The following is a 25,483-nucleotide window of genomic DNA, read 5'->3' on the forward strand; positions in this document are numbered from 1 at the left end:
CGTCGACTGGCTGTCGTCGCCGGTCAGACCTCCACTGCGTCGAGCAGCCCCGGCGATTCGTTCCCGGGGTCGTTGACTGCCGTCGACACCGGGTACGACCGCATGTCGCCGCCGTAGGGCTCGAGGAGCGACGCGGCCTCGTCCGGGTCCCCTCGGAGCCACGTCGACTCGTCCTCGCGGTCGAGGACGACCGCCATCCGGTGGTGGAGGTCCGCGACGACGTCGTTCGGCTCCGTGGTGAGGACGGTGAAGGACTCGACGCGCCGCCGCCGGTCGTCGCCGTCGCTGCCCGCGCCGTCGCCGCTGCCCGCGTCGTCGCCGCTGCCCGCGTCGTCGCCGCTGCCCGCGCCGAACGCCGCGAGACTGGACTGGGCGACCTCGCCCTCCCAGACCTCGTACAGGCCCGCCATCGCGAACACCGACTCGTCGCCGAGCGTCACGCGGTACGGCTGCTTCCCGCCACCGCGCTCGACCCACTCGTAGAACCCGTCCGCGGGTACGAGACAGCGCCGTCGCTCGAACGCCTCCCGGAACGACCGCTTCTCGCGCACCGTCTCCGACCGCGCGTTGATCGGTCGCGCCGCGTCGTCGGGCTCGTCCACCCACGACGGCACCAGCCCCCACTCGTGGAACGCCACGCCCACGCCGTCGCCGTCGCGCGCACCAGTGGCCGCCTCGCTCGCGGCATCGTCGTGGCCGCCGTGGCCCTCCTCGTCGTGCTCGTCGTCGACGTCGACGCCCGTCCGGACGACCGGCAGAGACTGCCGCGGCGCCGCGTTGTACCGCGGCTCGTACCGCTCGGGGACGTGCACGCCGAAGCGCTCCGAGAGGTCTCTCGCCGGAACCGTCAACGTGTATCGGCCGCACATACCCTCGCGTACGCGAGCAACCAGTATAGGCCCACCGTCGCCGGCGACCCGTTCGATGCCGGCACGTCCTCCGGCCGTCAGCTGCGCGTCTTCCGGTCGTCCTCCGCTCGCCCTCAGTCCCGGTCGTCCGCGAGCGGCAATCGAACGGTGACGCTCGTCCCCGACGCGTCCGTCGTCACGTCGACCGACCCACCCTCGTCCTCCACGAGCCAGTTCACGAGCCACAGCCCCAGGCCGTCGCTGTGACTCAGCGGCGTCTCCGCGGTCGCGTCGAACACCTCGCGCTCGTGCTCGGGGATCCCCGGCCCGTCGTCGTGCACCTCCACGACCGCCATCGCGTCCCCGTCCGCTGGATGCTCCTCGCGCGCCACCACGTCCACGCGCTGCGTGTCGCCCTCGTTGTGCTCCGCGGCGTTCTCCAGGACGTTCTCGAACACGAACGGAATGCGGTCGCTCACCGACACCCACAGCGCCTCCGGCGCGAACGTCGAGAACGCCGCGTCGTACGGCTCTTCAAGTCCCTCGACGGTCCGCCGCAGGTGCGGCGCCAGATCGAACGGCTTCTTCGTCACGTCCGTCTCGAACGCCCGCTCCAGCTCGCGAGCGCGCTCGCCGAGCGCCACCAGGTCGTGGGCCGCCGCCGCGATCTCCTCGGCCGCCTCGATCTCGTCCGGCAGCGTCTCCGCGTACCCCGCGACGATGTTCGCCGTCGTCCGGATGTCGTGCCGGAGCACGCGATTCAGGACCGACAACTGCTCGGCCTGCCGGCGCAACTCGCGCTCCCGGCGCTCGCGCCCGGAGACGTCCCGGCCGACGCCACAGAACCCGACCGGCTCCCCGTCGCCGTCCGACAGCCGCGTCCCCGTCAACTCGTACGGCCGCGCCTCTCCCGCCGCCGTCTCCAGGTCGACCTCGACCGTCGCCGCACCCTGCTCCAGGATTATCGCGATGGCGCGCGCGATCCGCTCGCGGTCCTCGCGCACCACGAACTCCGGCGCCGGCCGCCCCTCCAACTCGGCGTCCCCCAGTCCCGTCACGTCCGCGAGCGCCGAATTCCAGTAGCGACACCGCCCCGAGTCGTCGAACACGTAGAACGCGTCCATCATCGAATCCAGCGCCTGCTCGAAGAACGATTCCGCCTCCCCGAGCGCCCGGCGCGACCCCGCGTACGCCACCGCGCGCTCCACGCGATGCGCGAGCACCTCCCCCGCACCCGCCCGCGTCACGTCCACCACCTCGTCCGCACCCGCCGCCAACGCCCCCGACACCCCGCCGTCACCGCCGTGCGTCACCACCACCACCGGCACCCGCGACGCCACCTCCGCCACCGCATCCACGAACGCCGACAGCGACATCGTCGGCGGACTCGGCCCCACCACCACGCAATCCACCACCCCCACCGCCGCCGCCGTCACCACCGCATCCACGTCCGCCACCTCGTTCACGTCGCACTCCGGCAACAACCCCGCGACGTCCACGCCAACGGCGCACACGCTCACGCCAGCCGTCGCTTCCACACCCGACGCGAACTCGCGGAACACGACCCCAACCACACCCCCCGCCCTCAAAAGCACTCGCGGCAACACAGCTCTCGAAACGCACCACGCAACCCACGATGCCGACCGCCGACACCCCTCACTCACACTCGACAGCCCACTCGCGACGCTCGTCACCACTATCGCTCACCGTTCGTTAGTCCGGTTCAGAAGCGCCAGGACAGGGATTCGAACCGATACGAGACGATCGCCCTCGCTCCGCTTGAGCGCTGCGACTCGTAGGGTTCAAATCCCCTGGTTCGCGTTCTTCGCCGTCGCGACTCGCTCGTCGCTGGCGCTCCTCGTTCGTTGCGACGGCGAAGAAACGCCAGGACAGGGATTTGAACCCTGAATCCCATACGGGAACACGCTTTCCAGGCGTGCGCCTTACCGTTCGGCCATCCTGGCTCCGTACGACGATACCCGACTCGGTAATTTAAGGGCTTTGTTTCGGCGCAAGCTCGTTACCGCTTGCGGGCTGCGAAGTACCGTTCGCCGACGTAACTCGCGCCGGTTGCGACGACGCCGACGAGGACGGCGACGCCGATCGCGGGCAGCATGCCGATGCCGTCGTTCCCGAGGAGCACGTACCCCTGGTGGAGGACGAGGAACGCGAGCGCGCCGACGAGCCCCCAGAGGGCCGCGGCCTTCGCCGCGGCGTCCATCACTGCGAGGCGATGACCTCGATCTCGACGTCGACGCCCTTCGGGAGCGCGCCCGCCTGCACTGCCGAGCGCGCCGGCGGGTTGTCGACGAAGTACTCCTTGTACGCGGCGTTCATCTCCTCGAAGTCCTCGATGTCGGCGAGGAACACCGTCGCCTTCAGGACGTCCTCCATCGTCAGGCCTTCCTCTTCGAGGATGCCCTGGACGTTCTCGAGGCTCTGGCGGGTCTGTGTCGTGACGTCCTCGTCGTCGAGCAGTTCGCCGTCGGGCGTCATCGGGATCTGGCCCGCGGTGAACACGAGGTCGCCGTTCGTCGTCGCCTGACTGTAGGCGCCGACCGCTTCCGGTGCGTCGTCCGTGCTGATGATTCGCTTCATGCGCGAACGCACTCGCGGACTCCCTATAAAGACTGGCGGGTCGTCGTCGGTTCCCGCGGACTTTTGCCTGCCGCGAGCGGATTCCGGGACATGAACCGTCGCCGCGCGCTCGCCGGAGCGCTGGCGCTCGCGGCGGGCGTCGGCGCGCGTCGGCTGGCGGCGGCGCGTGTCGACGACGTCCCGCTCGCTCGCGTTCGCGCTCCCGGTCGCGTCGGCGGCACGTTCCACGAGCGCTCGGGGCTCGCGGGCGATCCGGTCCGCGGCGAGATGGACGACCTCGACGCGTACGCACGCGAGGAGTTCGACACCACGCAAGTCGCCGCCGGGGTCCGGCGGTTCTACGAGCGGACGAGCGAGTACCGGACGACCGTCGGCGCGGAGTGGCATCGGCCGTTCCGGACCGGCGCCGCGCTCGCGGCACCCCTCACGAGCCGGGTCGAACAGTTGAACCTCCCCGGGCCGCGCGAGCCGGACCGCGTCCGCGTCGTCCGGAACGACCTGTACGCGCTCGACGCCGACGCGGCCCGCCGCGGCGGGCGCGTCGACGACCGCGTCGAGGACGCACGCCTCTGGGTGCGCACGGACGTCGACACGGGCGAGGCGGTGTTCGTCGCAGTGTACGGGTCGCACGTCCACGACGACCGTCGGTACGTCAACGTCGCCGTTCCGCTCCCCGACGCGACGCTCTCCACCGTCCTCGAACCGACCGCGCTCGCGCTCCGCGGTCGCGACGACGTCGGTATCGACTTGACGACGCGTATCGGCTTGACGACGCGAGCGCCCGACCACCCCGGTCTGTACTGGTCGACGCGGCGAGCGGACTGGCGGCTTCCGATGCACCAGCGGTTCCGCGTCTGGCCCGCCGACGCGACGCCGCGCGACGACGGCCCCACCGTCGACCGCGAACGCGCGCTCGCTGGAATCGCCGGCGACGGCGGCGACGGCGGCGAGGGGGACGCCGACGCCGACGGCGGACGCGGTGACGCGGTCGTCGCGACCCACGAGATGTGGCTGTACGGCCGTCGGTTCCTCACCGTCCGGTACGGGGCGGCCAGAGGGCGGCATTCATAGGGCTGCGCTCGCTACGGCGTCGTATGTCGAAGCCGTCCGCGGACTCGTCCGAGCTATCGGGACGCTCGCCGCTCTCCCGAGTGCGCGCCGCGAAGGCCGAGCGCGCCGACGAGCGCCTGCTCACCGGTCCGAAGCTCATCCTGTTCGGCATCCACGTCAGCCTCGTCGGCGTCGTCCTCCCCGACTTCTGGCCGCTCGTCGTCGCCGGCCTCCTGTTTAGCGTCGTCGGATTGACGCGGTGACGCCGTCGCCAACGCCAGATTGATGCGGTGACGCCGTCGCTCCACTGGCCGGCGGCGGCGACGAACGCGTGGCGTTTTGTCACTCGACTACGAACCCGCAGCTATGAACGTCGTGTCGCTGCTGCCGTCGGCGACGGAGATCCTGTACGCCGTCGGCGTCGAGCCGGTCGGGGTGTCCCACGAGTGCGACTATCCGCCCGCGGCCGCGGAGTTGCCGGCGGTGAACTACGCGAACGTGGACCCGGAGGCCGATAGCGCCGACATCAACGCGCAGGTCGCCGAGGCCGAGTCCTCGGGCGATGGCGTGTACGGCATCCGCATGGACGTCCTCGACGACCTCGACCCGGACGTGATCGTGACGCAGGGGATCTGCGACGTCTGCGCGGTCGACTCGGTGCTCGTCGAGGACGCCGTCTCGCGGATCGACGCGAACCCGGAGGTCGTGACGACGGACCCGCATCGGCTCGACGACGTCGTGGGGGACGTCGAACGGGTCGGCGCGGCCGTCGACGAGGAGGCCGCGGCCGCTCAGGTCGCCGCGGACCTCCGGGAGCGCGTGGACGCGGTCCGCGAGCGCGTCGCGACCCACCTCGACCGCACCGGCGGCGAGCGCCCGCGCGTGGCGGTGTTCGACTGGCTCGACCCCGTGATGGTCGCCGGGCACTGGATGCCGGACGTCGTCGACGCCGCCGGTGGCGCGTACGGGATGGTCGACCCCGGAGAGAACGCACGCCCACGCGAGTTCTCGGAGGTCGTCGCGTACGACCCGGAGGTCGCCATCGCCGCGCCCTGCGGGTTCGGCCTCGAGCAGACCGCGCGCGACCGCGACGCGCTCACCGGCCGCGACGGCTGGACCGACCTCGCCGCGGTCAAGGCGGGGCGGACGTGGGCGCTCGACGGCCACCACTACGCGAACCGACCCGGACCGAGAATCGTGGATACCGTCGAGCACGTCGCCGCGATGCTCCACCCCGAGGCGTTCGACGCGCCGCCGCGTGACGCGGCACGGCCGCTCGACGAGTTGCGCGCGGAGGCGTAACTGGTAGCGCGTCCGCGATCGCGGACTTACTCGGGGACGGCGCAGGTCTCCTGGTACGTCTGGCTCGCGACGGAGTCGACGGGGTCGTCGCCGCAGACCGGACAGTCCGGGTTCGCGCGGTACGGTACCTCGTCGGTCGACAGGTCCGCGGCGTCGTACGTGAACATCCGGCCCGTGAGGGTGTCGCCGATGCCGGTGAGGAGCTTGATCGCTTCCGTGGCCTGCACGCACCCGACTGTGCCCGGGAGGACGCCGAGGACGCCCGTCGTCGCGCAGTCCGGGACCGTCCCCGGCTCGGGCGGTTCGGGGAACAGGCACCGATAGCACGGGCCGCCGCCGGCCGGAATCGTCGTCGCCTGTCCCTCGAACCGGTAGATCGCGCCGTGACAGAGCGGGGTGTCCGCGAGCACGCACGCGTCGTTCAGGAGGTACCGCGTCGCGAAGTTGTCTGTCGCGTCCACGACGACGTCGTACGAGTCGACGAGGTCTGAGACGGTGTCGCGCGACACGCGGGTCTCTTGGGTCTCGACTGTCACGTCGGGGTTGAGCGCCGTGACGAACTCGCGCGCGCTCTCGACCTTCGGGCGGCCCACGTCGTCGTCGCCGTGGACGACCTGCCGCTGGAGGTTCGACCGCTCGACGACGTCGTCGTCGGCGATGCCGAGTCGCCCGACGCCCGCGGCCGCGAGGTACTGGACGACCGGAGCGCCGAGGCCGCCGGCGCCCACGACGAGGACGCTCCCGTCCAGGAGCGCGGCCTGCCCGTCGGGGCCGACCTCGTCCATCACGACGTGCCGCGAGTACCGGTCGAGTTGCGTGGCGTCGAGGTTCAGGTCGGTCACGGCCGCTCTAGGGCGTCCGACGCGAAAAGTCCGACGGGTCGAAGCGGTGTTGTGGTAGGTGCGGTCGTGGCTACCGGAAGCTTTCGACTTGCTCCGGACTGGGTGTTCGGTTCCCTCGCGGACTGTCCGAGGAGCACATTTTATAAGGGTGCCATGCGTTACCACGATATATGGCGTCCGCACCCGACTCCGGTGACGACGTGTTCGACGAATTCCTCGAGAACCGCGGTCACGAGACGAAGCCGGTAGGGTGGGAGCGAGAGTACAACAAACTTCAGTGCCCGGAGTGCATGGCGCTCCACGACGACGACGCGGTGGAGTGCAGCGTCTGCGGTTGGCATCCCTGACATAGCAGGGCCAGATCCGCCGCGAACCGGTTCGTTCCGCTGCACCGAGGGGGAAACGAACGCCGATGGTGCCTCTTCCCTCTGGCGATTCCATCGGCTCTCACTGGTGGCTATGGCGCACGACTACCACGAGCGGCGGTACCATTAATACAGATTATTCCCCTACAGGAAGATGGAGTCTCAAATGCCGGAATGTCAAAACTGCGGGTCCTTCGTCACGGATGCATACGCACGGGTGTTCACACCGCGGGGCGTGGAGAACCCCCGCGTGTGCCCCGACTGCAAGGACAAGATCCGCGACGGTAGCGACGTGCGAGAGGCCCGCTCTCCGCGCAACAACTAGCATCGCCCAGGGAACTCTGCGGCGCACCGCTCGTCGACCGCTCTCCTCCTCCGCCTTCCAGGCGACGCCGAGTGACGCCTCTGGCATCCGGCGTCTCGCCGAAGGACACCTCCGGCAGCCGACGTGACGTGGTCGAGTTCCGCATCCTCCGTACCGACCCGGAGCGGCCGTACATCGCCCGAGAGCGCTCGTCCGAACCCACGGTCCTTATGAAGGTTCGGGCCCAGGATAGGTACAATGACCGATTCGGACGCGACCCTGACCCGTCTGTTCGGTGGTCCCGGCAGCGGGAAGACCACGGCCCTCCTCGACAAGGTCGAAGAGATCCTCTCGGACGACGACACGGAGATCCGCGACATCCTCGTCGTCTCCTACACGCGCGCCGCCGCCGCCGAGATCCGCGAACGGCTCGCCGAACGCCTCGACGAGAACCCCAAAGCGCTCCAGGGGAACGTCTGCACGATGCACTCGAAGGCGTACGACCTCCTGAACCTCTCCCGGGGCGACGTCGTCGGCGAGGACGACAAGGAGGAGTTCTGCGACGAGTTCGGCATCGAGTTCGAGGACGAGTACGGCGGCGCCGGCCGTCGGACCGCGCGGTCGACGACGATCGGGAACAAGATCATCGCGACCAGCCAGTGGCTGCAGCGGACGAACCGCGAGGTCGCCGACTGGTACGACGTCCCCTTCCAGTGGAACGAGGAAGAGGTCCGGCTGCCGCCGGAGATCGACGACAACGCACAGGAGGGCAACAAGTACACGCCGACGTGGCCGAGCGACGACGACCGCATCGACGTCCCCGACGCCATCCGCGGCTGGCGGTCGTACAAGGGCAAACACGACGTCATCGGGTTCGCGGACATGCTCGAGCGCGTCAAGCAGCGGTCGCTGCTCCCGAACGTCGAGTACCTCGTCATCGACGAGTTCCAGGACATCACGAAGCTCCAGCACGAGGTGTACGAGGAGTGGAAGCCGCACATGACGGGCGTGCTCATCGCTGGCGACGACGACCAGGTCGTATACGCGTGGCAGGGCGCCGACCCCGACCTCCTCTTGGAGGCGGCCCCGGACGACGACGTCATCCTCCCGAACTCCTACCGGCTGCCGTCGAACGTCCTGAACGTCGTGAACCGCGAGATCCGACACATCGAGAAGCGTCAGGACAAGGACCTGAAGCCGCGCAAGGAGGGCGGGGTCGTCGAGGCCGTGCAGCGTCCGTCGATGCTCGACCTCGTGCGGAACGTCCGTCGGACCGTCGACGAGACGATGGACGACGACGAGCCCGAGACCGTGATGCTGCTGTTCCGGGCGCGCTACCAGATGTTCCAGTTCATCGACGAGTTCATCACGGAGGGCATTCCCTTCAAGTGCCTCACGGACCAGCGGATGTGGACGGATCGACTGAACGACTACGTGATGGCGGTCGAGGCGGTCGACGAGGACCGCCCCGTGAACGGCCTGCAGGCGCGCCGGCTCGCGGACATGCTCGCGGACTCGGCGTTCGGGACGAACGAGCGCGACAACCTCTTCGACACGGTCGACGAACTGGAGGAGGAGTCCGGCGTGGAGGACCTCACGGACCTCGAGATCGACGCGGACGTGATCTCCGATCACGTGCCGTTCATGCCGGGGCCGGCGTCGGCGTCGGACATGGTGCGGAAGGTGACGTCGTTCCAGAAGAAGACGATGAAGGCGTACTTCGCGAGCCCGGACTACCACGGGCTGCCGCGGGATACGGTGCGGCTGGGGACGATTCACTCGGCGAAGGGTCGCGAGGCCGACCACGTGTTCGTCGGGACGGACCTGACGGAGAAGGTCGTCGAGCAGATGGCGGCGACCGCGGACCCCGACGAGGTCCCGGGCGGGGGCGAGTTCACGAAGACGACGAGCCCGGTGCCGATGCTGACGGACAACGAGCGTCGCGTGTTCTACGTCGGGATGTCGCGCGCTCGCGAGCGCCTCGTGCTCCTGGAGAACCTCGTGGACGGGGCGCCGACGCTCCCCATCGACGTGCTCCTGAACAACGAACCGACGGGCGCGGACATCGAGGACCTCATCGATCAGGCGAAGGAGCCGATGGAGGCCGCGGACTAGGCGAACGATGACGAGCGATGGGGACGCCGGTGCGCTCGCGGTCGACTACGCGCCGGTCCGGGAGGCGCTCGCGGCGCGCGACGCGACGGCGTTCGTGCACGCCGGTTCGAGCGACGACCCCGTACTGCGGTATCTGGCGCGAGCGAGCGACGTGGACGGCGAACTGGCGGTGTGCGTGACGCCCGAGCAGTCGATGCTGTTCGCGCCGGACGACCCGGACGCGGCGCGCGAGTCGTTCCCGGGCGACCGCGTCCTCCCCGGCGGCGGCGACGTGCCGACGGGCGAGCGCGTCGCGGTGGCGCTGGACGACCTCGGGCGGTCGGGGACGGTGCTCGCGCCGCGGACGGTCCCGCACGACGCGGCGCTGTACCTGGAGGACCGCGGGTTCGAGGTGGCGTCGACGGCGGTCGTCGACGACGCGAGAGTCGCGAAGACCGACCGCGAGCGACTGCGTCAGCGCTCCGTGCAGGCGGCGGCGGACGCCGCGGTCGCACGTGCCCGGACCGTCCTCCGGGAGAGCGAGCGCGAGCACGGCGACGGGCACGGGCACGGGCACGGTGGTGACGGCGCTGCCGTGGAGGGAGGCGAGTCCGACCACGACCCGCAAGACGATCACCTCGCGTTCGAGGGGATGGCGGTGACGACCGAGCGGTTGCGTCGCGAGGTCGCCGCGGAACTCGCCGCCGGCGGGGTCGACCCGGGCGTGGTGGCGGTCGGGGCGGGCGCGGACGCGACGCCGGGGTCGGACGCGGCGATCCGGCCGGGCGAGCCGGTGGTGCTCGCGATCGCGCCCCGGGACCGCGACGGCTACCACGGGCGCGTGGTGCGGACGCTGATCGTCGAGGGCGACGGCGGGTGGACGCGTCGCGCCCAGCTCGCTGCGGACGGTGCGGTGGACGCGGCGCTCGCGGAACTCGAGCCCGGCGCGACCGTGGCGGCGGTCGAGCGCGAGGGAGTGGCGGAGTTGACGGCGTACGGGTTCGACGCGCCCGAGAGCGTGTTCGACGCGCACGGCGTTGGGCTGGACCGCAGGGAGCCCCCGCTGGCCGAGGACGCCGAGATTCCCGAGGGCGCGGTGCTCGCGCTGGACGCGACAGCGAGCGGCCCGGACGGCGTGGTCCGGGTCGCGGACCTCGCGGTCGTCACCGTCGACGGCGCGGAGCGCCTCGGCACTGCCGACCGGTCGCTCGAGCCCTGACGCGGAGTTCGGTCGCGGTCGCGGACTCGAATTCGACTCGCGTTCACCGAGCATCTGGGAAGCGCTTACCGGCCTCCCGGTCGTATGGCGACGTATGAGCGACGCGACCGTCGATCTGGAACCGGCGAGCGGCAACGCACTCGGGGACGTCGAGGGGCTCGCGGACGTCGAGGCGCTCCTCGCGGCGAACGACCTCCCCGCCGACGACGTCCGCGAGAAGCCCGACGCGTTCTACGTGGCGTTCGACGACGGCGACGCGGTCGGGGTCGGCGGCGTCGAAGTCCACGACTCGGCGGGCCTCCTGCGGTCGCTCGTCGTCCGCGACCGCGTCCGCGGCGAGGGGTACGGGACCGCGATCTGTGACGCGCTGGAGCGCGAGGCCCATGACGCAGGCGTCACCGACCTCTACCTCCTGACGACGACTGCCGCCGACTTCTTCGCCGCTCGCGGGTACGACGTCGTCGATCGGGCGGAGGCCCCGGACTCGCTCCAGGGGACCGCGGAGTTCGCGGACCTCTGCCCGAGTTCGGCGACGTGCATGCGGACCTCGCCGTAGGCGCGGTGACCCGGATTCCGGTCGGCCACCGGCCAGGGAACCCCTCGCCACGCCGCCGTTCGTGCATCGGTACCTAGTCACAGAGTAACACTTTACTGACAGGTGAAACGATTGCGGGCATGGTCACGCTCGAAACCCACTACGACGCCCTCCGCGAGCGCGAGCGCTACGACTCCGTCGACGACCTCGCCCTCGGCGACCTCTCGCCGGCCGAGACCCGCCGCCGGTTCGTGGTCGGCGAGGACGCCGGCGAGTTCGTCGCCGACCACGGCACCGACGGCATCTGCACGTTCGGCGTGAGCGTCACCGGCCCGCCGCACCTCGGGACGCTCGGCCAGATGCAGACCGCCGTCGCGCTCCAGCGCGCCGGGTTCGACGTCCAGTTCCTCGTCGCCGACTTCGAGCCGTACAGCACCGACGGCTACGCGCTCTCGGTCGTCCGCGAGCGCGCCCGCCGGTTCGTCGAACTCGTCGACTCGCTCGGGTTCGACCGCGAGCAGGGCCGCCTCCGCACGCAGTACGGCGCCGAAGACGTCGCTCACACCGCGTACCACCTGTCGCGGTACGCCGACCCCGACCGGGACCGGGCCGCGGCCGACCTCGAGAACACCGCCTGGGAGGCCGCGAACCGCGACGCGTACGACGACGCCGGCGTGAACGCCCCAGACCTCGGCGAGAGCGACATGCCGGAGGACTGGGAGCCGAGCGCGTTCACGCGCCGCATGGACGGGTTCCTGATGATCGCGGACATGCTCCACCCGCTCGTGAAGGACGACTATCCCGCGAACTGCATCGTCATGGGCGCGGACGAACGCAGCCTCCGACCGATGGTCGAGGGCGTCCGCGAGCGCTGCCCGACCGACGGCACGCTGCACGCGCTGTACACGCGCCTCGTCCCGGGTCTCGACGGCCACCCGAAGCTCTCCCGGCGCATCCCCGACTCGCGGTTCACGCTCGCCGACGACCCCGAGCACGTCCGCGCCGTCCTCCGCGGCGACGGCGACTCGCCCGCCGCACCCGACCGCGTCGTTCGCGAAGCGATGCGACTCGCCAGCAACGCGGACGCCGAGCAGGTCGCCGCATGGGAGCGCGCGCTCGACGAGGACCTGGAAGCGTGGGCCGCCGGCCGCGCGGCACTCGCCGACGAGATGGCGGGCTACGCGCGCGAGTGGCGAGCGACCGAGAACTAGGCCGCGAGCGACGGGGAACTGAGTCGCGTGCAACCGGAGACTACTGCGACCGTCGGGAGTCGGCGTCCGGCGACTCCGGGTCGTCCTCGGGCTCCTTCGCGACGACGCCGGCGGCCTTCGCGAGCGCCACCCCCGGGAGGTCCTGCGGGGTCGTGACGTACTTCTCGACGAGCAGGATCATGGCGCTCACGCCGAGCAGGACCGGCCCCCACGTCAGTTCGCCGCGCAGCGTCATGTCCAGGCCGGCGAGCGCGATGGGCGCCGCGATGACGGCGGCGGTCGCGAACGACAACTGCTCGGCGAGCGAACGGGCCATTGGTCGCCCATAGCGTCTCGGCGAGTAAAAACGCGCCGGGACGTGCCCGAGTTCGGCAGTCGATTCGACCATCGACAGCCGATCCGGTTCAGGACAGTCGATTCGACCGACACCGCTATCCAGTGGTCGACAGTCGATTCGACCGACACCGCTATCCGGCGCTCGGCCGAAGGCGCGAGCATGTTCACCGGCATCGTCGAGGAGACCGGCACGGTCGCGGACGCGACCGAGACCGAGGACGGCCGCAGGCTCACCATCCGCGCGGACCGCGTGCTCGGCGACGTCGCGCACGGCGCGAGCATCGCCGTCTCCGGCGTCTGCCTCACGGTCGAAGCGTTCGACGACGAGACGTTCGAGGTGTTCCTCGCCGAGGAGACCGTCGAGAAGACGTACCTCGGCGACGTCACGGTGGGCGACGTCGTGAACCTCGAGCGGGCGATGCCCGCGGACGGCCGGTTCGACGGCCACATCGTCCAGGGACACGTCGACGCCGTCGCGACCGTCACGAACGTCGACTCCACGGGCGGCGAGGACTGGTTCTTCGAGTTCGCGCTCCCCGACGAGTACGCGGACTACGTCGTCGCGAAGGGCTCGATCACGCTCGACGGCATCAGCCTCACCGTCGCCGACCTCCGAGAGACCGACGACGGGCCGCGGGTGACGGTCGCGATCGTCCCGACGACATACGACGTGACGACGCTCTCGGAGAAGGCAGTCGGCGACCCCGTCCACCTGGAGGTCGACGTCGTCGGGAAGTACGTCGCGTCCCTGCTCTCCGGCTACCGGGACTGATCGCCGTCGCGTCCGGCGTCGCTGGTCGGTCCGTCGCCGTCGGACCGGCGGGTCGAGCGCGCTCGCACCGCGCCGCCCTCGATGGCGGGTGCGTCCGTCGACGGATCGACCTCGGTCGCGTCCACGGGCGTCGACGGATCGAAGCCGCCGCCGGCGCCGACGCGGTCGTACGCGCGCCGGTACCGGCGGAGCTTGAGGAACAGGTAGCCGCCGGCGGCGCCGTCGAACACCGCGACGAACAGGACGAACGCCGCGAACCGGCCGACGCCGAGGAGTTCGCCGAGGACGGCGGGGGCGACTCCAACGCTGATGTTGTACAGCGCGTGCAGCCCTGCGGCGACGACGATGCCCTTGACGACGAGCGCGCCCCGATGGCGTTCGTTGAACTTCGCGAGCCCGAGGTAGTAGCCGGCGATCGCGGAGTAGATGACGTGCCCGGGGCCGGCGAGCGCGCGCCGCTGCGTGATGTCGATCGCCTGGTCGACGATGGCGCCCGCGGTCGCGGTCTGCACGAACCCGGTGACGTAGATCGCGTTCTCGATGGCCGCGAATCCGAGTCCGGCGACCGCACCGTACACCGCGCCGTCGACGACGGCGTCGAACCGCCCGTCGCCGTACGCGTGAAAGCGCACCGCGAGGAGTTTCACGATCTCCTCGCCGGGCGCGACGACGAAGAGGTAGTACGCGACGACGCCGAAGCCGCCGAACGCGAAGAACACGCCTTCGGCGGCGGTGTTGACGACGGCGGCGAAGCTCGCGAACAGGAACGCGAGCGCGAACGTCGTGACGAGGAGGTCGAGTGGCTCCTGCGTGGTGACGTCGGCGACGTACACGTACGCGGCGAGTGCGAGCGCGGGAATGACGGAGACGACGGCGAACAGGGCGACGACTGGGAGCCGCGGCGTGTCGATGCTGGAGACGAGGAGGATGATGGCGGTGAACGCGAGCGCGGCGACGACGAGCATGCCCCGAGCGGCGGGGACGAGGCTCCCGGTGAACGCGGCGGCGGCGCGGTCGAGCCACGTACGTGGTTCCCAGGTCGCGACCTCCTGGAGGTCCTCGTCGTCGGACGCGGCGCGTTCGACTGGGTCCCGGCCCCGTTTCATGCACGCCAGTAGCGGGAGCCGTCCCATAGTCGTTGCCCCGACGGGACCGCCCGATTGCGAATCCGACGCGGGACTCCCGGTCGCCACTCCATTCCATCCCGTCCTTCAGGTCCCTTGTATGCTATTAGTTCCCATAAGTTGTTTAAGGGGGGAGTTCATTAGGAACGAAGAGAGAGACAGCATGCTAATGACAGACGAGGACAACAGCAACCTTCTCTTCCCGGGGCTCCCGACACCCGAGGACGAGACAGACCGAAAACGCGTACCGACGCTCTCGAACCGACCAGCAGACGACCCCGCCGCCGACGCCTCTCATTCTCTCCGCGCCGCTTCCCACGCCGACGCCGTCGCAGACGACTGACTTCTTAGGGCCGAGTCCCGAACGGTCGCGCATGCACTTCGACCAGCGCACGCAGACCGCGCTCCGCGACGCCGGCCTCGACACCGACGACCTCCGGGCCGCGAGCGACCGCGTCGCCTCGCTCGTCGACGACGACGCCGCCGCTCTCGTCGCGTTCTTCGACGCGCACGACACCGTGTATTCGGACATGGACATGGCTCACGCAGCGAGCGAGTACCCCGAGCACGACGTCGCGTACTGCGACGTGACGACCCACGCCGCCGAGATGCGCGGCTGGCTCCGCTTCGACACGTGGGGCGCGTACGTCGAGGACGGTCGCATCCTCGAGCGAACCGACGGCGACGACGCGACCACGGGCGACGAACCGTTCGTCGTCGAGCTGTCGCTCGGGCCGTCGGTCCACGACCGCGTGCGGTTCGCACCGACGCGGGAGGCACTGGAATGAGGGCGCGCGTCCGCGGCATCTACACCACCGCCGTCACGCGCCGCCTGCTCGACGCGGGCCACGACGTCGTGCAGGCGTCCCCGCCGATCCGCGACCGCTTCGACGCCGCGTTCGGGTTCGCGCCCGCGGACGTCGCGGTGGCGACGTCCGCGGACCGCCAGGGCGTCGGCGTCTCCGGCGACCTCGACGCCGTGGACGCGCTCCGCGAGGACCTCGTCGGCGTCGCCGTGGACGCACTCTCCTGGGAGGACCGGGCACCGCTCGGGGCGGTGTTCCTCGGACTCGTCAGCGACGAACTCGGGAGCGGCGCGATCGTCGATCTCGGCGACACGGAGGCGTTCCTGCCGTACGACGACGCCGACGGCTACGTCGAAGCTGGGGACGTCCGGCGCGTCCAGGTCGTCGACGCCGCGCCGCCGTGGGGCGACGACCGCCCCGAGGTCGCCGAGTCGCTCCGCGTCGACGACGGCCTCGTCGCGCTCGACCGCGGGCGCTCGGGCGTCAGCGCGAACGTCCGCGGGGAGCGCGCGACGGAACTCGTCCGCACCACCGAACTCCTCCAGCGGGACGCGCCCGACGGCTGGGGCGTCCGCTGGCAGCGCGCCGCCGCCGACGCCGACATGGGGTCGCTCGGCGACGCGCTCGCGGCCGCAAGCGAGCGCGCTCGCGCGCTCGACGACCTCCCAGCCGGTGACCCCGACGACGCGCCCGTTCGACTCGACACCGACCGCGAGGGCGTCGCGACGCCCGCGACCGCGTGGGTGTGGTTCGGGCGGACCGCGCGGTTCGCGCTCGACGACGACCGCCGCCGGGTCGCGACGACGATGCCCGGGCACCACCGCGTGAAGGCCGGGAGCGCGAGCGCGAGCGACGCCGTCGACTTCGCCGAGGGCGTCCTCGCACACGCCACGGACGGCGACTGGACGGACGCCACCGGCGATGACGCCGACGCCGACGCCGACGGCGGCGAGCTCCCGTTCCCGGCGGTCGTCGACGCGTTCGGGCCGCGCGACGGCGGGACGCTCGCGATCGAGCACGGGAAGCCAGAGGGGCGACGCATCACGCTCGGCCGCGGCCGCATCACCGACCTCGACGTCGACGCGGGGAAGCTCACGCTCGAGCGCGACATGACCGGCGGCGGCACGTACGACGCGCTCGGCGTCGCGCGCGAGGACGGCGACGTCGCCGTCACGAAACTCACCGAAGGCAAGTGGTGGTACCCGACGGTCTACCGGAGCGCGGACGGCGAGAAGAAGGGCACGTACGTGAACGTCTGCACGCCCGTCGAGCTGTTCCCCGACGGCGCGCGGTACGTCGACCTCCACGTCGACGTCGTCAGGCACGCCGACGGGAGCGTCGAGCGCGTCGACGACGACGAACTCGACGACGCCGTCGACGTCGGCCACGTCGCGCCCGCGCTCGCCGACCGCGCCCGCACCGTCGCGAGTTCGGTCGAACGAGCACTCCGCTGAGTGGTCGGGATCGATCGCGCGCTCCGCTGATTACGGCGGCGTCGCCCGTCGGACGGCCGCGTCGCTCGCGGCGTGGGGTCGGTCGAAGGATCGAGGGAGTCGTCTCAGGCGTCGACGTCGTGGTCGGGGTCGTCCTCGACGGAGCGCTTCAGGGAGTCGCGACGCGCCTTCGCGTCCCGGCCCGTGGCGTCGAGGAGGAACTCGTTCTTCGCGGAGACGGCCTCCTCGGCGGCCTCGAGTTCGTCGGGGGAGAGTTCCGTCGGGTCGCGCTCCACGAACTTCACGGCGATCTTGTCCTTCTTCGAGCCGTACTCGACGGCGCCGACGACGATGCGTTCGAACACGGGGTTGTCGGGTTCGCCGACGACGAACAGGTCGCTGCCCTTGAACTCCTCCGTGCCGGTGATCGTGCCGAAGGTGTCCTCGACGGTTCCTTCGAGGTCCGGGATGCGTTCCTCGAGGTACTCGCCACGACGCATCTTGTACTCCTTCATGGAAGGCACATTGGCGGGCGGGTGTTTACCTGTTTCGTCACTCGCCGGGGTTACTCAAGTACCCCTTCCGGCACTCCGGGCAGATGTCGCCCGCGCGGAGACTCGTCCGCTCCGCGCTCTCCGCGTTCGAGCAGTTGGGGCAGACGAGTTCGCCGCTGCGCTGGTGGCGCTGTCCGGGCGGCGCGGTCGACCCGGCGGACTTGATGCCGCTCGGGGACGCCGTCGGCTCCGACTCGGTGTCGTTCGTCGCGGTCTCGCCGTCGATGAACTCCGCGTCGTACCCGTCCTCGTCGCTCTCGCCGGCGCGCGACGCCTCGTCCGAGCGTGCCCCGTCTTCCGAGCGCGCTGTCTCGGCCGCGTTCGCGTGCTCGGTCGCGGCTGCGGCGGACCCGCCCGCGTTCGCGCCGGCTCTGGGCGCGTCGTCCTCGTGTTCGGGCCACTCGCCGCGCTCGCGGTCCTCGTCGAGGCCCGCATCTTCGTCCTCGTCGTCGAGGATGACGCCGTCGTCGTCCGCGACCTCGTCGGCCGACAGTTCGTCGACCGCTACGTCTTCGTCGGTGGCTGGCGCCGGTTCCGCGTCCGGCGCGGACTCGGCGTGCGCGTCCGGCGCGGCGTCGTCCACGGGTTCCTCCGCTCCCGCGATGACGTCCTCCGCGGTCGCGACGTCTCGCTCGCCCTCGGGCGTCGCGGCGTCCGGTTCGCCCTCGGCGTCGTCGATGAACACCGCGTCGTCGTCCGCCGCGTCGGCCTCGGCGTCCGCGACCGCCGGCTCCGCGTCCGCGACCGCCGGCTCCGCGTCCGCGTCTGCGACTGCCGGCTCCGAGTCCGCATCCGCGGTCGCGTCGGCGGCCGCGGTCGCCCGACCGTCGTCGTCTCCGTCCGCGCCGAGTATCTCCGCGTCGTCGGCGTCCGCCGGCGCACTCGCGTCCACCGCGGACTGACCGTCGGTTCCGTCGCCCGCGGCGCCGGTCTCCGGAGCGGCCTCGTCGGCTTCGGCGTCACTAGCGGCCGGTGCGTCCGCGGCCGCGTCCCGCGTCGGCTCCGGCGCACGCCCCGCCGGGTCGCCGTCCTCGTCGGTCGCGAGCGTCGTCACCTCCGTGTTCTCGCTCAGGAGGTTGCGTTCCCCGCAGCGCGCGCACACCTCGTACTCGCGCACGGTCAACACCACCTCGCTGCCCTGTTCGTCGCGATCGCGCTCGATCTCGCTCTCGCCCCAGTCGTGGCCGATGAGCGAACACCTGAGACCCATTGCGGAGTCCTTCCCCGTGCGAGCGTAAAAGGCTAGTGCTACCCGGGGTACACGTTCCCCTTACCGAGCTAACGAACGCATACCAATACGGTCGGTCCGCGAATACGCCGACGCCATGACGGCAGTCAAGATCATCAAAGTGCTCGGCACCTCCGAGGAGTCCTGGGAGGACGCCGCGCACGAAGCGGTCGCACAGGCGAGCGAGAGCGTCGACGGCATCAGTGGCGTCGAGATCGAGGACTGGACGGCGAACGTCGAGGACGGCCAGATCACGGAGTACAAGACCACGGTCCAGGTCGCGTTCCCCGTCCACCAGAGCCAGGAGTGACGACGCGAGCGGCCGTCGATCTCGACGCCCGCGTCGCGGGTGCTTCTTCGAGGACGGTCAGTTCGGGCGACGGCGAAAACGATTAGCGGACGGCCCCGGAACCTCGGGGCATGATAGAACTCGCGGACGTGGAGGCGGCCATCGAGCGGGTGCGGGAGACGTCGCGACGCACACCCATCGACTACTCGCATACGTTCTCGGACATGACGGGCGCGGAGGTCCACCTGAAGATGGAGAACTTCCAGCGCACTGGGTCGTTCAAGATCCGCGGGGCGACGAACCGCATCATGACGCTCTCGGAGGCCGCGAAGGAGAAGGGCGTCGTCACGGCGAGCGCGGGCAACCACGCGCAGGGGGTGGCGCTCGCCGCGAGCCGATCGGGGGTCGACTCGAAGATCGTGATGCCGGAGTACGCGCCCATCTCGAAGATCAACGCCACCCAGAGCTACGGCGCGGAGGTCGTCCTCCACGGTCAGGACTACAACGACGCCGCGGAGAAGGCTCACGAGTTAGAGCGCGAGGAGGACCGGACGTACGTGCACGCGTTCGACGACGAGAAGGTGATGGCGGGCCAGGGCACCATCGGCCTGGAGATAATCGAGGACCTCCCCGAGGTCGAGACGCTCGTCGTCCCTATCGGCGGCGGGGGCCTCATCTCGGGAATCGCGACCGCGGTGAAGGGCCGGAACCCGGACGTCCGCATCGTCGGCGTGCAGGCCGAGGGGGCGTCGAGCGTCGCGCAGAGCCTCCAGAAGGGCGAGATCTACGAGCGCGACAGCGTCGACACGATCGCGGACGGCATCGCGACGCGCCGCGTCGGCGACATGCCGTTCGAGGTGATCCGCGAGCGCGTCGACGAGGTCGTCACGGTCAGCGACCCCGAGATCGCGATGGCGCTCACGTACGTGCTCGAACGCGGGAAGACGCTCGTCGAGGGCGCGGGCGCGGCACCGCTGGCGGCGCTCCTCTTCGAGAAGTTCGACTTCGCGGACGGGGAGACGGTCGTCCCCGCGATGTGCGGCGGGAACATCGACCTGAACACGCTCACGACCGTCGTCATGCGCGGCCTCGTCGCCACCGGCCGCTACGTGAAGATCAAGACCGTCCTCCGGGACCGCCCGGGGAGCCTCGAGGACCTCCTCGACGTCATCTCGGCGAAGAAGGCGAACATTTACGCGATCCAGCACGACCGGACGAGTCGCCAGATCGGGATGGCGGACACCGAGGTCGAGATCGACCTCGAGACCCGCGGGCACGACCACGTCGAGGAACTCATCGACGCGATCCGCGACGCCGGCTACGAGGTCGAGGTCCTGGTCTGAGCGCCAGCGCGGCGTCACTGCGCGCTGGGCGTTCTCACGCGAGGACGAGGTAGCCGGTGGCGTACGCGAGGAGTGCGAGGGCGACGGTGGCGACGCCGGTCGTGGCCGCGGCGAGCGCGGCGTCCTCGTCGACGGCGGTCGCGGCGCGACGTCCGACCGCGGTGGCGCCCGGCCACGCTGGCGCGCCCGGAAGTCGGGGCTGGCGGAACTGGAGGACGGAGCGCCCGAGGAGGCGTCGGCCGAGCGGTTGCGTGGCGGTGACGACGCCGAGCGCGAGGATGGTGAACACGAACTGGTAGGAGACCTCGAGCGTCGGCGGTGGGAGGACGAGGACGGCGCCGCCGTACGCGAGGCCGGCGACGCTCCGGGGTCGGACGTCCAGCGCTCGACCGGTGAGGTCGGCGTAGACGAGGAGTGCGACCGCGACGACCGCGAGTTCGACGGCGAACGCACCGAGCAGATGTAGCGTCGGGTCCGCGGCGAGTACGACGCGAGCGTCGAGGACGACGGCGTCGAGCGGCCAGAGGAGCGCCGGGGGGTCGCCCGTGAACACGTCGCCGAAGGGGTGCGTGACGAGGCCGGCGACCGCGAGCGCGAACGTCGTCGTCGCGGACGCCTCGGTGAGCGTCCGGACGACGGTGGCGACGACGGCGCCGGCGACGGCGAACGCGACGAACACGAACAGGCCGAGGCCGCCGTGGAGGGTGGCGGCGGCGACCGCGAGCGCGGCGAGGACGCCGACGCCCACTACCGCCGCTGGCCGAGCGCGCCGGCCGCGGACGGCGAGGAGCGCGAACCCGAGCGCGGCGACGGGCGCGACGACGATCGAGTGCGTCATCGACCGGTGGACGGCGGTGCTCGCCGCCCAGAACGCGCCCGTGACGGCGAACGCGCCGTCGCCACCGGCGGTCGCGTCGCCGAGGAGGAGGTCGAGGACGCCCGAGAGCGCGTACGCCATGTCGGCGTCGGGCACCGCCGCGAACGCACCGGCGATCGCGCCGAGCGCGAGCGCGCGCCGGTCGTCGACGCCGGCGCCGCGGCTCGCGACGAGAGCGACCAGCGCGAACGCGAACAGCGAGTGACCGACGAACACGTTGCCGAACGTACGTAACGCGCAGGAATAAGCGAATCGCCACGAGCGGAGCGAGGAGGCGGGGGTCGGTGACGGTGGCGCGACCGGCGTGGCGCGTCAGAGGAAGGCGACGGCGAGGACGACGAGGCCGCCGAGGACGATGACGGCGCCGCCGCGCTGGAGTCGCGCCGCGGTGCCGTCCTCGGCGGTCGCGGCGACGTCCGTCGCGTGACTGATCTGCGCGCCGCCGAAGAGGACGATGAACGTCCCGACGACCGCCGCCTGGACGTCGAACTCGGTCGGCAGCCCGAGCGCGGGCAGGGTGACGTTCGCGAGTTCCACGGCGACGACGATGACGAGGAAGACGGCGGCGAGCGCGATCCGCTTTCGCGGGATCGCGAACGCGGCGTCGGCGTCGGCGTCTGTCATGCCCGCCCGTCGGTCGTCGTGGGGCAAGTCACTTTCCGTTTCGTCGCTCGACCGGTGCGTCCTCGCCGTCGCCACGGGCGTCGCCGCGACGAGTGCGTCGAGCGGCCCGTTCGTCGCGCGCCTCGACGGCGTAGATGGCGCTCGCGACTGCGGCGACGGTGCCCGCGAGCGCGTAACTCGCGGCGGTCCCGGCGGCGAAGAGGGCGTCGTCGGGCGAGACCGCGGCGATCGCCGGGATGGACGCGAGCGTGGCGCCGAGCGTGCCCACGCCGAGGACCGATAATGCGAGCCGCGGCGAGCGGCGAGCCGTGAGCGCGTACGCTTCGCTCGCGGCGCCCAGCGGCGACCGGTCGATGGCGGCGAGCGCGGGCGCGGGGAACAGCCGAGCGGCGAGCCAGAGCCCGACCAGCGCGACCGGGAGCGTCGTGGCCGGGACGAGCGCGACCGCGACTGACGCGACCTGCAGGCCGATAGCGACCGCGACCGCGTACGCCGCGGTCGAGGCCGCGCGCTCGACGGTGAACGCGCCGTCGACGACGTACGCGACCGTCCACGCCGTCGCCGCGCCAGCCGCGATCGGTCCGACCGCAGCGAGCGCGAGCGCGACGACGAGCCACGGGAGTTCCAGGCCGACGAGCGCGCCCGGTTCAAGGGACGCGACCCGCGTCCCGCTCGGGAACGCCATCGGCGAGAACGACACCTGCGCGCCGACGACGTCCGGGACGGCGTTCCCGACCGGATCGAGGATGCGTGCGACGTCCGCGAGCGCAACCACGACCGCCGCGACCGCGAACGCGAGCGCGTGCCGGGGGTCGCGGGAGACGCCGTCGATCGCGCGCCGCACGGGCTTCGACGGCTCCGGCACGCGCGCCGACGCCGTCTCGGCGTCCCCGTCGCCGCGGGACGACTCGCACCGCTGCTTTCGCTGATTCCGCTGCTTTCGCTGGTCGCGCTGGTCGCGCTGGTCGCGTTCGCGTTGCTCGCGAACCGCCTCCGTGAGCGTCATCGCGACCCCTCCAGGCAGACGAGCGCCTCGCCGGTCGACACGTACGCGCGCCCGTCTGCGACGACTGGCATCCCGAACGGCGCCGGTCGTTCGCTCAGGTACTCCCACGCCGTCCGGCCGGTCGTCGCGTCGAGCGCCACGAGTCCGTAGCCGACGCGAGGCACCAGCAGGAGGTCGCCAGCGGCGGTGAGGTGGGGGGGCCGCGAGGGAGCGATCGCTCGCCGCCACGCTGGCGTGCCGGTCTCGCGATCGAACCCGACGACGACGTCCGACCCCGGGACGACGACGCGGTCGTCGGTCACGGTCGGGACGCAGGTGTCGAGGTGTTGGTCCCCCTCCGCCGACCGCCAGCGAACCGCTCCGCCGCTGGTCGCGTCGAGCGCGGTGACGCCACGGCCGTCGTTCGCGTACACGGTGCCGTCGGCGGCCGCGACGCCACCCCAGCGCACGCCGTCGGCGTCCGGGTCGTGCGTCCAGACGCGCGACCCGTCCTCGCGATCGAGCGCGACGACGGGCCCACCGTACTCGGCGACGTACACGTGCTCGTCGACCGCGAACCACCGCGTCCCGACCGCGTTCCCGCTCCGCCAGCGCTCGCGGCCGCTGGACGCGTCCCGCGCGACGACGCCGTCGCGTTCGGAGTGGTGATAGACGACGCCGTCGCGACCGACCGGCGTCGCGCCGACGTCGAGCGCCGGCGGCATCGGGTACCACGTCGACCCGTCGGACCCCAGCGGGTACGACCAGCGCGCGGCGATCCGGCCGCCGACCGGCGAGTCGACGCCACCGGTGGCGTCGTACGCGTCGACGCCCGTCGTGTCGCCGGCGACGAGCGTCGGCGTCCGGTAGCCGTCGGCGGCGGCGAGTGCGAGGCCGCGACCGCCGTCGTCGATCCGACCCCGGACGGTCCCGTCGCCGCGGTCGACGACGGTCACCTCGCCGTCCGGGACGAGGATCGCGCCGTCGTAACACACCGGCTGTGCACCGCCGAGGGTTGGCGATTCGAGCGGCGTCCGGAACGCCGTCTCGACGTCGTCGGTCGGTGGACTGGCGTCCGCTCGATGGTTCGTGCGGCCGGCGTCGTAGCCCTGCATGGGCCACGCCGACGCGCTCACGGCTGGTCCGTCACCGCCGAGGCAGCCGGCGAGGGCGGCGACCGCGGCGCTCGCACTGGCGGCGAGGACGCCGCGTCTGGACGTCGATCGCCGCGACGATTCGTTCGTCGTACTGGAGTGGGGAGGGCTCGATGGCAACGCATGCGCTTCGACCACCCCGGAAAAGTATCTTCTCCTCGAGAGGTCGGGGTCGTGCCTACTGAGCGTCCTGCACCCACACCGTCTTCTCGTTCACGAACTCAGTGATGCCGTGCCGGGCGAGCTCGCGCCCGTACCCGGAGTCCTTGATGCCGCCGAAGGGGACGCGCGGGTCGGACTTCGTGAGTTCGTTCACGAACGTACAGCCCGCCTCGATCTCGCGGGCGACGCGCTCGCCGCGCTCCAGGTCCTCGGTCCAGATGGAGGCGCCGAGGCCGAGCGTCGAGTCGTTCGCGAGGTCGATCGCGTCGCGCTCGCTGTCGACGCGGAACACGGCCGCGACCGGGCCGAACGTCTCCTCGCAGGCCGCGGCGGCGTCCGGCGGGACGTCCGTCAGCACCGTCGGCGGGTAGAAGTAGCCGTCGCCCTCCATGGGTTCGCCGCCACATTCGACGGTCGCCCCGTCGCGCACGCTCCGCTGCACCTGGTCGTGGAGGTCCTCCATGAGGTCCTCGCGCGCCTGCGGGCCGACGTCGGTCGCCTCGTCGGTCGGGTCGCCGACCGTCTGGGCTTCCATCTCGTCGACGAACTGCTCCACGAACTCGTCGTACACCGCGTCGTGGACGACGAACCGCTTCGCGGCGATACAGGACTGCCCGGAGTTCAAGAGTCGCGCCCGCACGCCGGTCTCGACGGCCGCGTCGACGTCCGCGTCGTCGAGCACCACGAACGGGTCCGCGCCACCGAGTTCGAGCACGGTCTTCTTCAGCTCCTTCCCGGCGGTCTCGGCGACCGCGCGCCCCGCGCGCTCGCTGCCCGTGAGCGTCACCGCCCGAACGCGCTCGTCCTCGATCACTCGCTCCACCTTCGACCCCCCGACGAGGAGGGTCTGGAAGCAGTCCTCGGGGAACCCGGCCTCCGCGAACACCTCCGCGATCGCCATCGCGCACCCCGGGGCGTTCGACGCGTGCTTCAGGACGCCGACGTTCCCCGCGACGAGGTTCGGCGCCGCGAACCGGAACACCTGCCAGAACGGGTAGTTCCACGGCATCACCGCCAGCACGACGCCCAGGGGCTGGTGGACGACCTTCGCCTCCGCCTCCGGCGGGCTCGGGAGCGTCTCGTCCTGGAGGTACGACCCCGCGTGCTCGGCGTAGTGCTCGCACACCCACGCGCACTTCTCGACCTCGCTCCGCGCGCTCGCGATCGGCTTGCCCATCTCCTGGGTCATTATCTGCGCGTACTCCTCGACGTTCTCCCGAAGGACGTCGGCGGCGTTCGCCATGAGCTCGCAGCGCTCGTGCAGCTCGACGTCGCGCCACGACAGGTACCGCTCGTGGGCGGCCTCGAGGAACTCGTCGACCTCAGCGTCCGTGTGCGTCTCGACCGTATCGAAGGTCTCGCCCGTCGCCGGATTCACGCGTTCCATCGACATATATGGTCGTAGTTCCGCACGAGGCAAGTAGGTTG

General features: G+C 71.2%; 28 protein-coding genes and 1 tRNA gene. 14 read left to right on the forward strand and 15 right to left on the reverse strand.

All coding sequences use genetic code 11. The features are described 5' to 3' along the window. Positions 1-23 precede the first annotated feature (23 nt). The 5 genes from G9C85_RS10180 to G9C85_RS10200 all read right to left on the reverse strand — a co-directional run bounded on the left by G9C85_RS10180 (position 24) and on the right by G9C85_RS10200 (position 3,446). Entirely contained in the window at positions 24-869 is an 846-nt protein-coding gene (locus G9C85_RS10180; protein WP_166039583.1) for an SOS response-associated peptidase, read from the reverse strand. 113 nt (positions 870-982) lie between these two features. Next, complete coding sequence (locus tag G9C85_RS10185; RefSeq protein ID WP_166039584.1) at positions 983-2,410, reverse strand: PAS domain-containing sensor histidine kinase; 1,428 nt, start codon at positions 2,408-2,410, stop codon at positions 983-985. A gap of 320 nt (positions 2,411-2,730) precedes the next feature. Further along, positions 2,731-2,812, reverse strand: a tRNA-Ser gene (locus G9C85_RS10190). Positions 2,813-2,868: 56 nt separating this feature from the next. After that, positions 2,869-3,069 carry a hypothetical protein gene (locus G9C85_RS10195; RefSeq protein WP_166040911.1) on the reverse strand — a complete coding sequence of 67 codons (201 nt, stop codon included), beginning with the start codon at positions 3,067-3,069 and terminating at the stop codon, positions 2,869-2,871. Beyond that, positions 3,069-3,446, reverse strand: coding sequence for a Rid family detoxifying hydrolase (locus tag G9C85_RS10200; protein ID WP_166039586.1), 378 nt, complete (start codon positions 3,444-3,446; stop codon positions 3,069-3,071). Before G9C85_RS10200 ends, G9C85_RS10195 begins: the two co-directional genes overlap by 1 nt. Positions 3,447-3,536: 90 nt before the next feature. Between G9C85_RS10200 and G9C85_RS10205 the strand changes: the two genes are divergently transcribed. The 3 genes from G9C85_RS10205 (at position 3,537) to G9C85_RS10215 (ending at position 5,798) form a co-directional block, all read left to right on the forward strand. Beyond that, positions 3,537-4,517, forward strand: coding sequence for a hypothetical protein (locus G9C85_RS10205; RefSeq protein ID WP_166039589.1), 981 nt, complete (start codon positions 3,537-3,539; stop codon positions 4,515-4,517). Between the two features lie 23 nt (positions 4,518-4,540). Then, positions 4,541-4,759, forward strand: a complete 219-nt coding sequence (locus tag G9C85_RS10210; RefSeq protein ID WP_166039591.1) for a hypothetical protein — start codon at positions 4,541-4,543, stop codon at positions 4,757-4,759. A gap of 103 nt (positions 4,760-4,862) precedes the next feature. Next, the gene (locus G9C85_RS10215) at positions 4,863-5,798 is read left to right on the forward strand and encodes an ABC transporter substrate-binding protein (RefSeq protein WP_166039594.1); all 936 of its coding nucleotides are present in this window, start codon (positions 4,863-4,865) and stop codon (positions 5,796-5,798) included. Between the two features lie 26 nt (positions 5,799-5,824). Here the strand turns inward: G9C85_RS10215 and G9C85_RS10220 are convergent, their stop codons facing one another. Then, positions 5,825-6,640 carry a molybdopterin-synthase adenylyltransferase MoeB gene (locus tag G9C85_RS10220; protein WP_166039596.1) on the reverse strand — a complete coding sequence of 272 codons (816 nt, stop codon included), beginning with the start codon at positions 6,638-6,640 and terminating at the stop codon, positions 5,825-5,827. A 170-nt stretch (positions 6,641-6,810) separates the two neighbouring features. On the opposite strand from G9C85_RS10220, the gene G9C85_RS10225 reads away from it, so the two are divergent. The 5 genes from G9C85_RS10225 to G9C85_RS10245 all read left to right on the forward strand — a co-directional run bounded on the left by G9C85_RS10225 (position 6,811) and on the right by G9C85_RS10245 (position 12,368). Continuing rightward, positions 6,811-6,987, forward strand: coding sequence for an HVO_0416 family zinc finger protein (locus G9C85_RS10225; protein WP_166039598.1), 177 nt, complete (start codon positions 6,811-6,813; stop codon positions 6,985-6,987). 580 nt (positions 6,988-7,567) lie between these two features. After that, positions 7,568-9,424 carry a UvrD-helicase domain-containing protein gene (locus G9C85_RS10230; protein ID WP_166039600.1) on the forward strand — a complete coding sequence of 619 codons (1,857 nt, stop codon included), beginning with the start codon at positions 7,568-7,570 and terminating at the stop codon, positions 9,422-9,424. Between the two features lie 7 nt (positions 9,425-9,431). Continuing rightward, entirely contained in the window at positions 9,432-10,622 is a 1,191-nt protein-coding gene (locus G9C85_RS10235) for a M24 family metallopeptidase (RefSeq protein WP_166039602.1), read from the forward strand. Between the two features lie 94 nt (positions 10,623-10,716). Further along, positions 10,717-11,178: an arsenic resistance N-acetyltransferase ArsN2 gene (gene arsN2 / locus G9C85_RS10240; protein ID WP_166039605.1), complete on the forward strand. Its 462-nt coding sequence runs from the start codon at positions 10,717-10,719 to the stop codon at positions 11,176-11,178. Positions 11,179-11,297: 119 nt separating this feature from the next. Then, complete coding sequence (locus G9C85_RS10245) at positions 11,298-12,368, forward strand: hypothetical protein (protein ID WP_166039607.1); 1,071 nt, start codon at positions 11,298-11,300, stop codon at positions 12,366-12,368. Between the two features lie 40 nt (positions 12,369-12,408). Here G9C85_RS10245 and G9C85_RS10250 read toward each other — a convergent pair whose 3' ends face one another. Beyond that, positions 12,409-12,684: a hypothetical protein gene (locus G9C85_RS10250; RefSeq protein ID WP_166039609.1), complete on the reverse strand. Its 276-nt coding sequence runs from the start codon at positions 12,682-12,684 to the stop codon at positions 12,409-12,411. Positions 12,685-12,864: 180 nt separating this feature from the next. Between G9C85_RS10250 and G9C85_RS10255 the strand changes: the two genes are divergently transcribed. Beyond that, positions 12,865-13,476, forward strand: coding sequence for a riboflavin synthase (locus G9C85_RS10255; RefSeq protein WP_166039611.1), 612 nt, complete (start codon positions 12,865-12,867; stop codon positions 13,474-13,476). On the opposite strand, the gene G9C85_RS10260 is transcribed toward G9C85_RS10255, so the two are convergent. Continuing rightward, on the reverse strand, positions 13,464-14,582 hold the full coding sequence (locus tag G9C85_RS10260) for a PrsW family intramembrane metalloprotease (protein WP_166039613.1): 1,119 nt from the start codon (positions 14,580-14,582) through the stop codon (positions 13,464-13,466). The two genes, G9C85_RS10255 and G9C85_RS10260, sit on opposite strands and share 13 nt — an antisense overlap. A 187-nt stretch (positions 14,583-14,769) precedes the next feature. On the opposite strand from G9C85_RS10260, the gene G9C85_RS10265 reads away from it, so the two are divergent. Genes G9C85_RS10265 through G9C85_RS10275 form a run of 3 tightly spaced genes read left to right on the forward strand, consistent with a single transcriptional unit; the run spans position 14,770 to position 16,860 of the window. Beyond that, positions 14,770-14,943 (forward strand): hypothetical protein, encoded by a 174-nt coding sequence (locus G9C85_RS10265; RefSeq protein ID WP_166039615.1) that lies wholly within the window; start codon positions 14,770-14,772, stop codon positions 14,941-14,943. Between the two features lie 31 nt (positions 14,944-14,974). Then, a complete protein-coding gene (locus G9C85_RS10270; protein WP_166039616.1) occupies positions 14,975-15,388 on the forward strand; it encodes a hypothetical protein in 414 nt (137 codons plus the stop codon). Then, positions 15,385-16,860, forward strand: a complete 1,476-nt coding sequence (locus G9C85_RS10275) for a DUF402 domain-containing protein (protein ID WP_166039618.1) — start codon at positions 15,385-15,387, stop codon at positions 16,858-16,860. The genes G9C85_RS10270 and G9C85_RS10275 overlap by 4 nt, the downstream gene beginning before the upstream one ends. Before the next feature lie 104 nt (positions 16,861-16,964). Here the strand turns inward: G9C85_RS10275 and G9C85_RS10280 are convergent, their stop codons facing one another. Both G9C85_RS10280 and G9C85_RS10285 read right to left on the reverse strand, forming a co-directional pair. Then, entirely contained in the window at positions 16,965-17,354 is a 390-nt protein-coding gene (locus tag G9C85_RS10280) for a DUF5611 family protein (RefSeq protein WP_166039620.1), read from the reverse strand. 37 nt (positions 17,355-17,391) lie between these two features. Then, complete coding sequence (locus tag G9C85_RS10285; RefSeq protein WP_166039622.1) at positions 17,392-18,603, reverse strand: hypothetical protein; 1,212 nt, start codon at positions 18,601-18,603, stop codon at positions 17,392-17,394. Positions 18,604-18,718: 115 nt separating this feature from the next. On the opposite strand from G9C85_RS10285, the gene G9C85_RS10290 reads away from it, so the two are divergent. Continuing rightward, on the forward strand, positions 18,719-18,931 hold the full coding sequence (locus G9C85_RS10290) for a dodecin family protein (protein WP_166039624.1): 213 nt from the start codon (positions 18,719-18,721) through the stop codon (positions 18,929-18,931). A 110-nt stretch (positions 18,932-19,041) separates the two neighbouring features. After that, positions 19,042-20,253, forward strand: coding sequence for a threonine ammonia-lyase (ilvA, locus tag G9C85_RS10295; RefSeq protein WP_166039626.1), 1,212 nt, complete (start codon positions 19,042-19,044; stop codon positions 20,251-20,253). A 34-nt stretch (positions 20,254-20,287) separates the two neighbouring features. Here the strand turns inward: ilvA and G9C85_RS10300 are convergent, their stop codons facing one another. The 5 genes from G9C85_RS10300 to G9C85_RS10320 all read right to left on the reverse strand — a co-directional run bounded on the left by G9C85_RS10300 (position 20,288) and on the right by G9C85_RS10320 (position 25,442). After that, entirely contained in the window at positions 20,288-21,346 is a 1,059-nt protein-coding gene (locus G9C85_RS10300; protein ID WP_166039628.1) for a metal-dependent hydrolase, read from the reverse strand. Between the two features lie 96 nt (positions 21,347-21,442). Further along, positions 21,443-21,754, reverse strand: coding sequence for a hypothetical protein (locus G9C85_RS10305; protein WP_166039630.1), 312 nt, complete (start codon positions 21,752-21,754; stop codon positions 21,443-21,445). Positions 21,755-21,782: 28 nt separating this feature from the next. Then, positions 21,783-22,760 carry a hypothetical protein gene (locus G9C85_RS10310; protein ID WP_166039632.1) on the reverse strand — a complete coding sequence of 326 codons (978 nt, stop codon included), beginning with the start codon at positions 22,758-22,760 and terminating at the stop codon, positions 21,783-21,785. Continuing rightward, positions 22,757-24,013, reverse strand: a complete 1,257-nt coding sequence (locus G9C85_RS10315) for a PQQ-binding-like beta-propeller repeat protein (RefSeq protein WP_166039634.1) — start codon at positions 24,011-24,013, stop codon at positions 22,757-22,759. Before G9C85_RS10315 ends, G9C85_RS10310 begins: the two co-directional genes overlap by 4 nt. Before the next feature lie 58 nt (positions 24,014-24,071). Continuing rightward, positions 24,072-25,442 (reverse strand): NAD-dependent succinate-semialdehyde dehydrogenase, encoded by a 1,371-nt coding sequence (locus G9C85_RS10320; RefSeq protein WP_166040913.1) that lies wholly within the window; start codon positions 25,440-25,442, stop codon positions 24,072-24,074. Positions 25,443-25,483: the final 41 nt, after the last annotated feature.

The sequence above is a fragment of the Halorubellus sp. JP-L1 genome (assembly GCF_011440375.1).
Classification (GTDB): domain Archaea; phylum Halobacteriota; class Halobacteria; order Halobacteriales; family Natrialbaceae; genus Halorubellus.

Coding starts and splice junctions, on each gene's coding strand:
- G9C85_RS10180 (WP_166039583.1), bottom strand. CDS start 869: ATGTGCGGCCGATACACGTTGACGGTTCCGGCGAGAGACCTCTCGGAG.
- G9C85_RS10195 (WP_166040911.1), bottom strand. CDS start 3,069: ATGGACGCCGCGGCGAAGGCCGCGGCCCTCTGGGGGCTCGTCGGCGCG.
- G9C85_RS10200 (WP_166039586.1), bottom strand. CDS start 3,446: ATGAAGCGAATCATCAGCACGGACGACGCACCGGAAGCGGTCGGCGCC.
- G9C85_RS10205 (WP_166039589.1), top strand. CDS start 3,537: ATGAACCGTCGCCGCGCGCTCGCCGGAGCGCTGGCGCTCGCGGCGGGC.
- G9C85_RS10210 (WP_166039591.1), top strand. CDS start 4,541: ATGTCGAAGCCGTCCGCGGACTCGTCCGAGCTATCGGGACGCTCGCCG.
- G9C85_RS10215 (WP_166039594.1), top strand. CDS start 4,863: ATGAACGTCGTGTCGCTGCTGCCGTCGGCGACGGAGATCCTGTACGCC.
- G9C85_RS10225 (WP_166039598.1), top strand. CDS start 6,811: ATGGCGTCCGCACCCGACTCCGGTGACGACGTGTTCGACGAATTCCTC.
- G9C85_RS10230 (WP_166039600.1), top strand. CDS start 7,568: ATGACCGATTCGGACGCGACCCTGACCCGTCTGTTCGGTGGTCCCGGC.
- G9C85_RS10235 (WP_166039602.1), top strand. CDS start 9,432: ATGACGAGCGATGGGGACGCCGGTGCGCTCGCGGTCGACTACGCGCCG.
- arsN2 (WP_166039605.1), top strand. CDS start 10,717: ATGAGCGACGCGACCGTCGATCTGGAACCGGCGAGCGGCAACGCACTC.
- G9C85_RS10245 (WP_166039607.1), top strand. CDS start 11,298: ATGGTCACGCTCGAAACCCACTACGACGCCCTCCGCGAGCGCGAGCGC.
- G9C85_RS10250 (WP_166039609.1), bottom strand. CDS start 12,684: ATGGCCCGTTCGCTCGCCGAGCAGTTGTCGTTCGCGACCGCCGCCGTC.
- G9C85_RS10255 (WP_166039611.1), top strand. CDS start 12,865: ATGTTCACCGGCATCGTCGAGGAGACCGGCACGGTCGCGGACGCGACC.
- G9C85_RS10260 (WP_166039613.1), bottom strand. CDS start 14,582: ATGAAACGGGGCCGGGACCCAGTCGAACGCGCCGCGTCCGACGACGAG.
- G9C85_RS10265 (WP_166039615.1), top strand. CDS start 14,770: ATGACAGACGAGGACAACAGCAACCTTCTCTTCCCGGGGCTCCCGACA.
- G9C85_RS10270 (WP_166039616.1), top strand. CDS start 14,975: ATGCACTTCGACCAGCGCACGCAGACCGCGCTCCGCGACGCCGGCCTC.
- G9C85_RS10275 (WP_166039618.1), top strand. CDS start 15,385: ATGAGGGCGCGCGTCCGCGGCATCTACACCACCGCCGTCACGCGCCGC.
- G9C85_RS10280 (WP_166039620.1), bottom strand. CDS start 17,354: ATGAAGGAGTACAAGATGCGTCGTGGCGAGTACCTCGAGGAACGCATC.
- G9C85_RS10285 (WP_166039622.1), bottom strand. CDS start 18,603: ATGGGTCTCAGGTGTTCGCTCATCGGCCACGACTGGGGCGAGAGCGAG.
- G9C85_RS10290 (WP_166039624.1), top strand. CDS start 18,719: ATGACGGCAGTCAAGATCATCAAAGTGCTCGGCACCTCCGAGGAGTCC.
- ilvA (WP_166039626.1), top strand. CDS start 19,042: ATGATAGAACTCGCGGACGTGGAGGCGGCCATCGAGCGGGTGCGGGAG.
- G9C85_RS10305 (WP_166039630.1), bottom strand. CDS start 21,754: ATGACAGACGCCGACGCCGACGCCGCGTTCGCGATCCCGCGAAAGCGG.
- G9C85_RS10310 (WP_166039632.1), bottom strand. CDS start 22,760: ATGACGCTCACGGAGGCGGTTCGCGAGCAACGCGAACGCGACCAGCGC.
- G9C85_RS10320 (WP_166040913.1), bottom strand. CDS start 25,442: ATGGAACGCGTGAATCCGGCGACGGGCGAGACCTTCGATACGGTCGAG.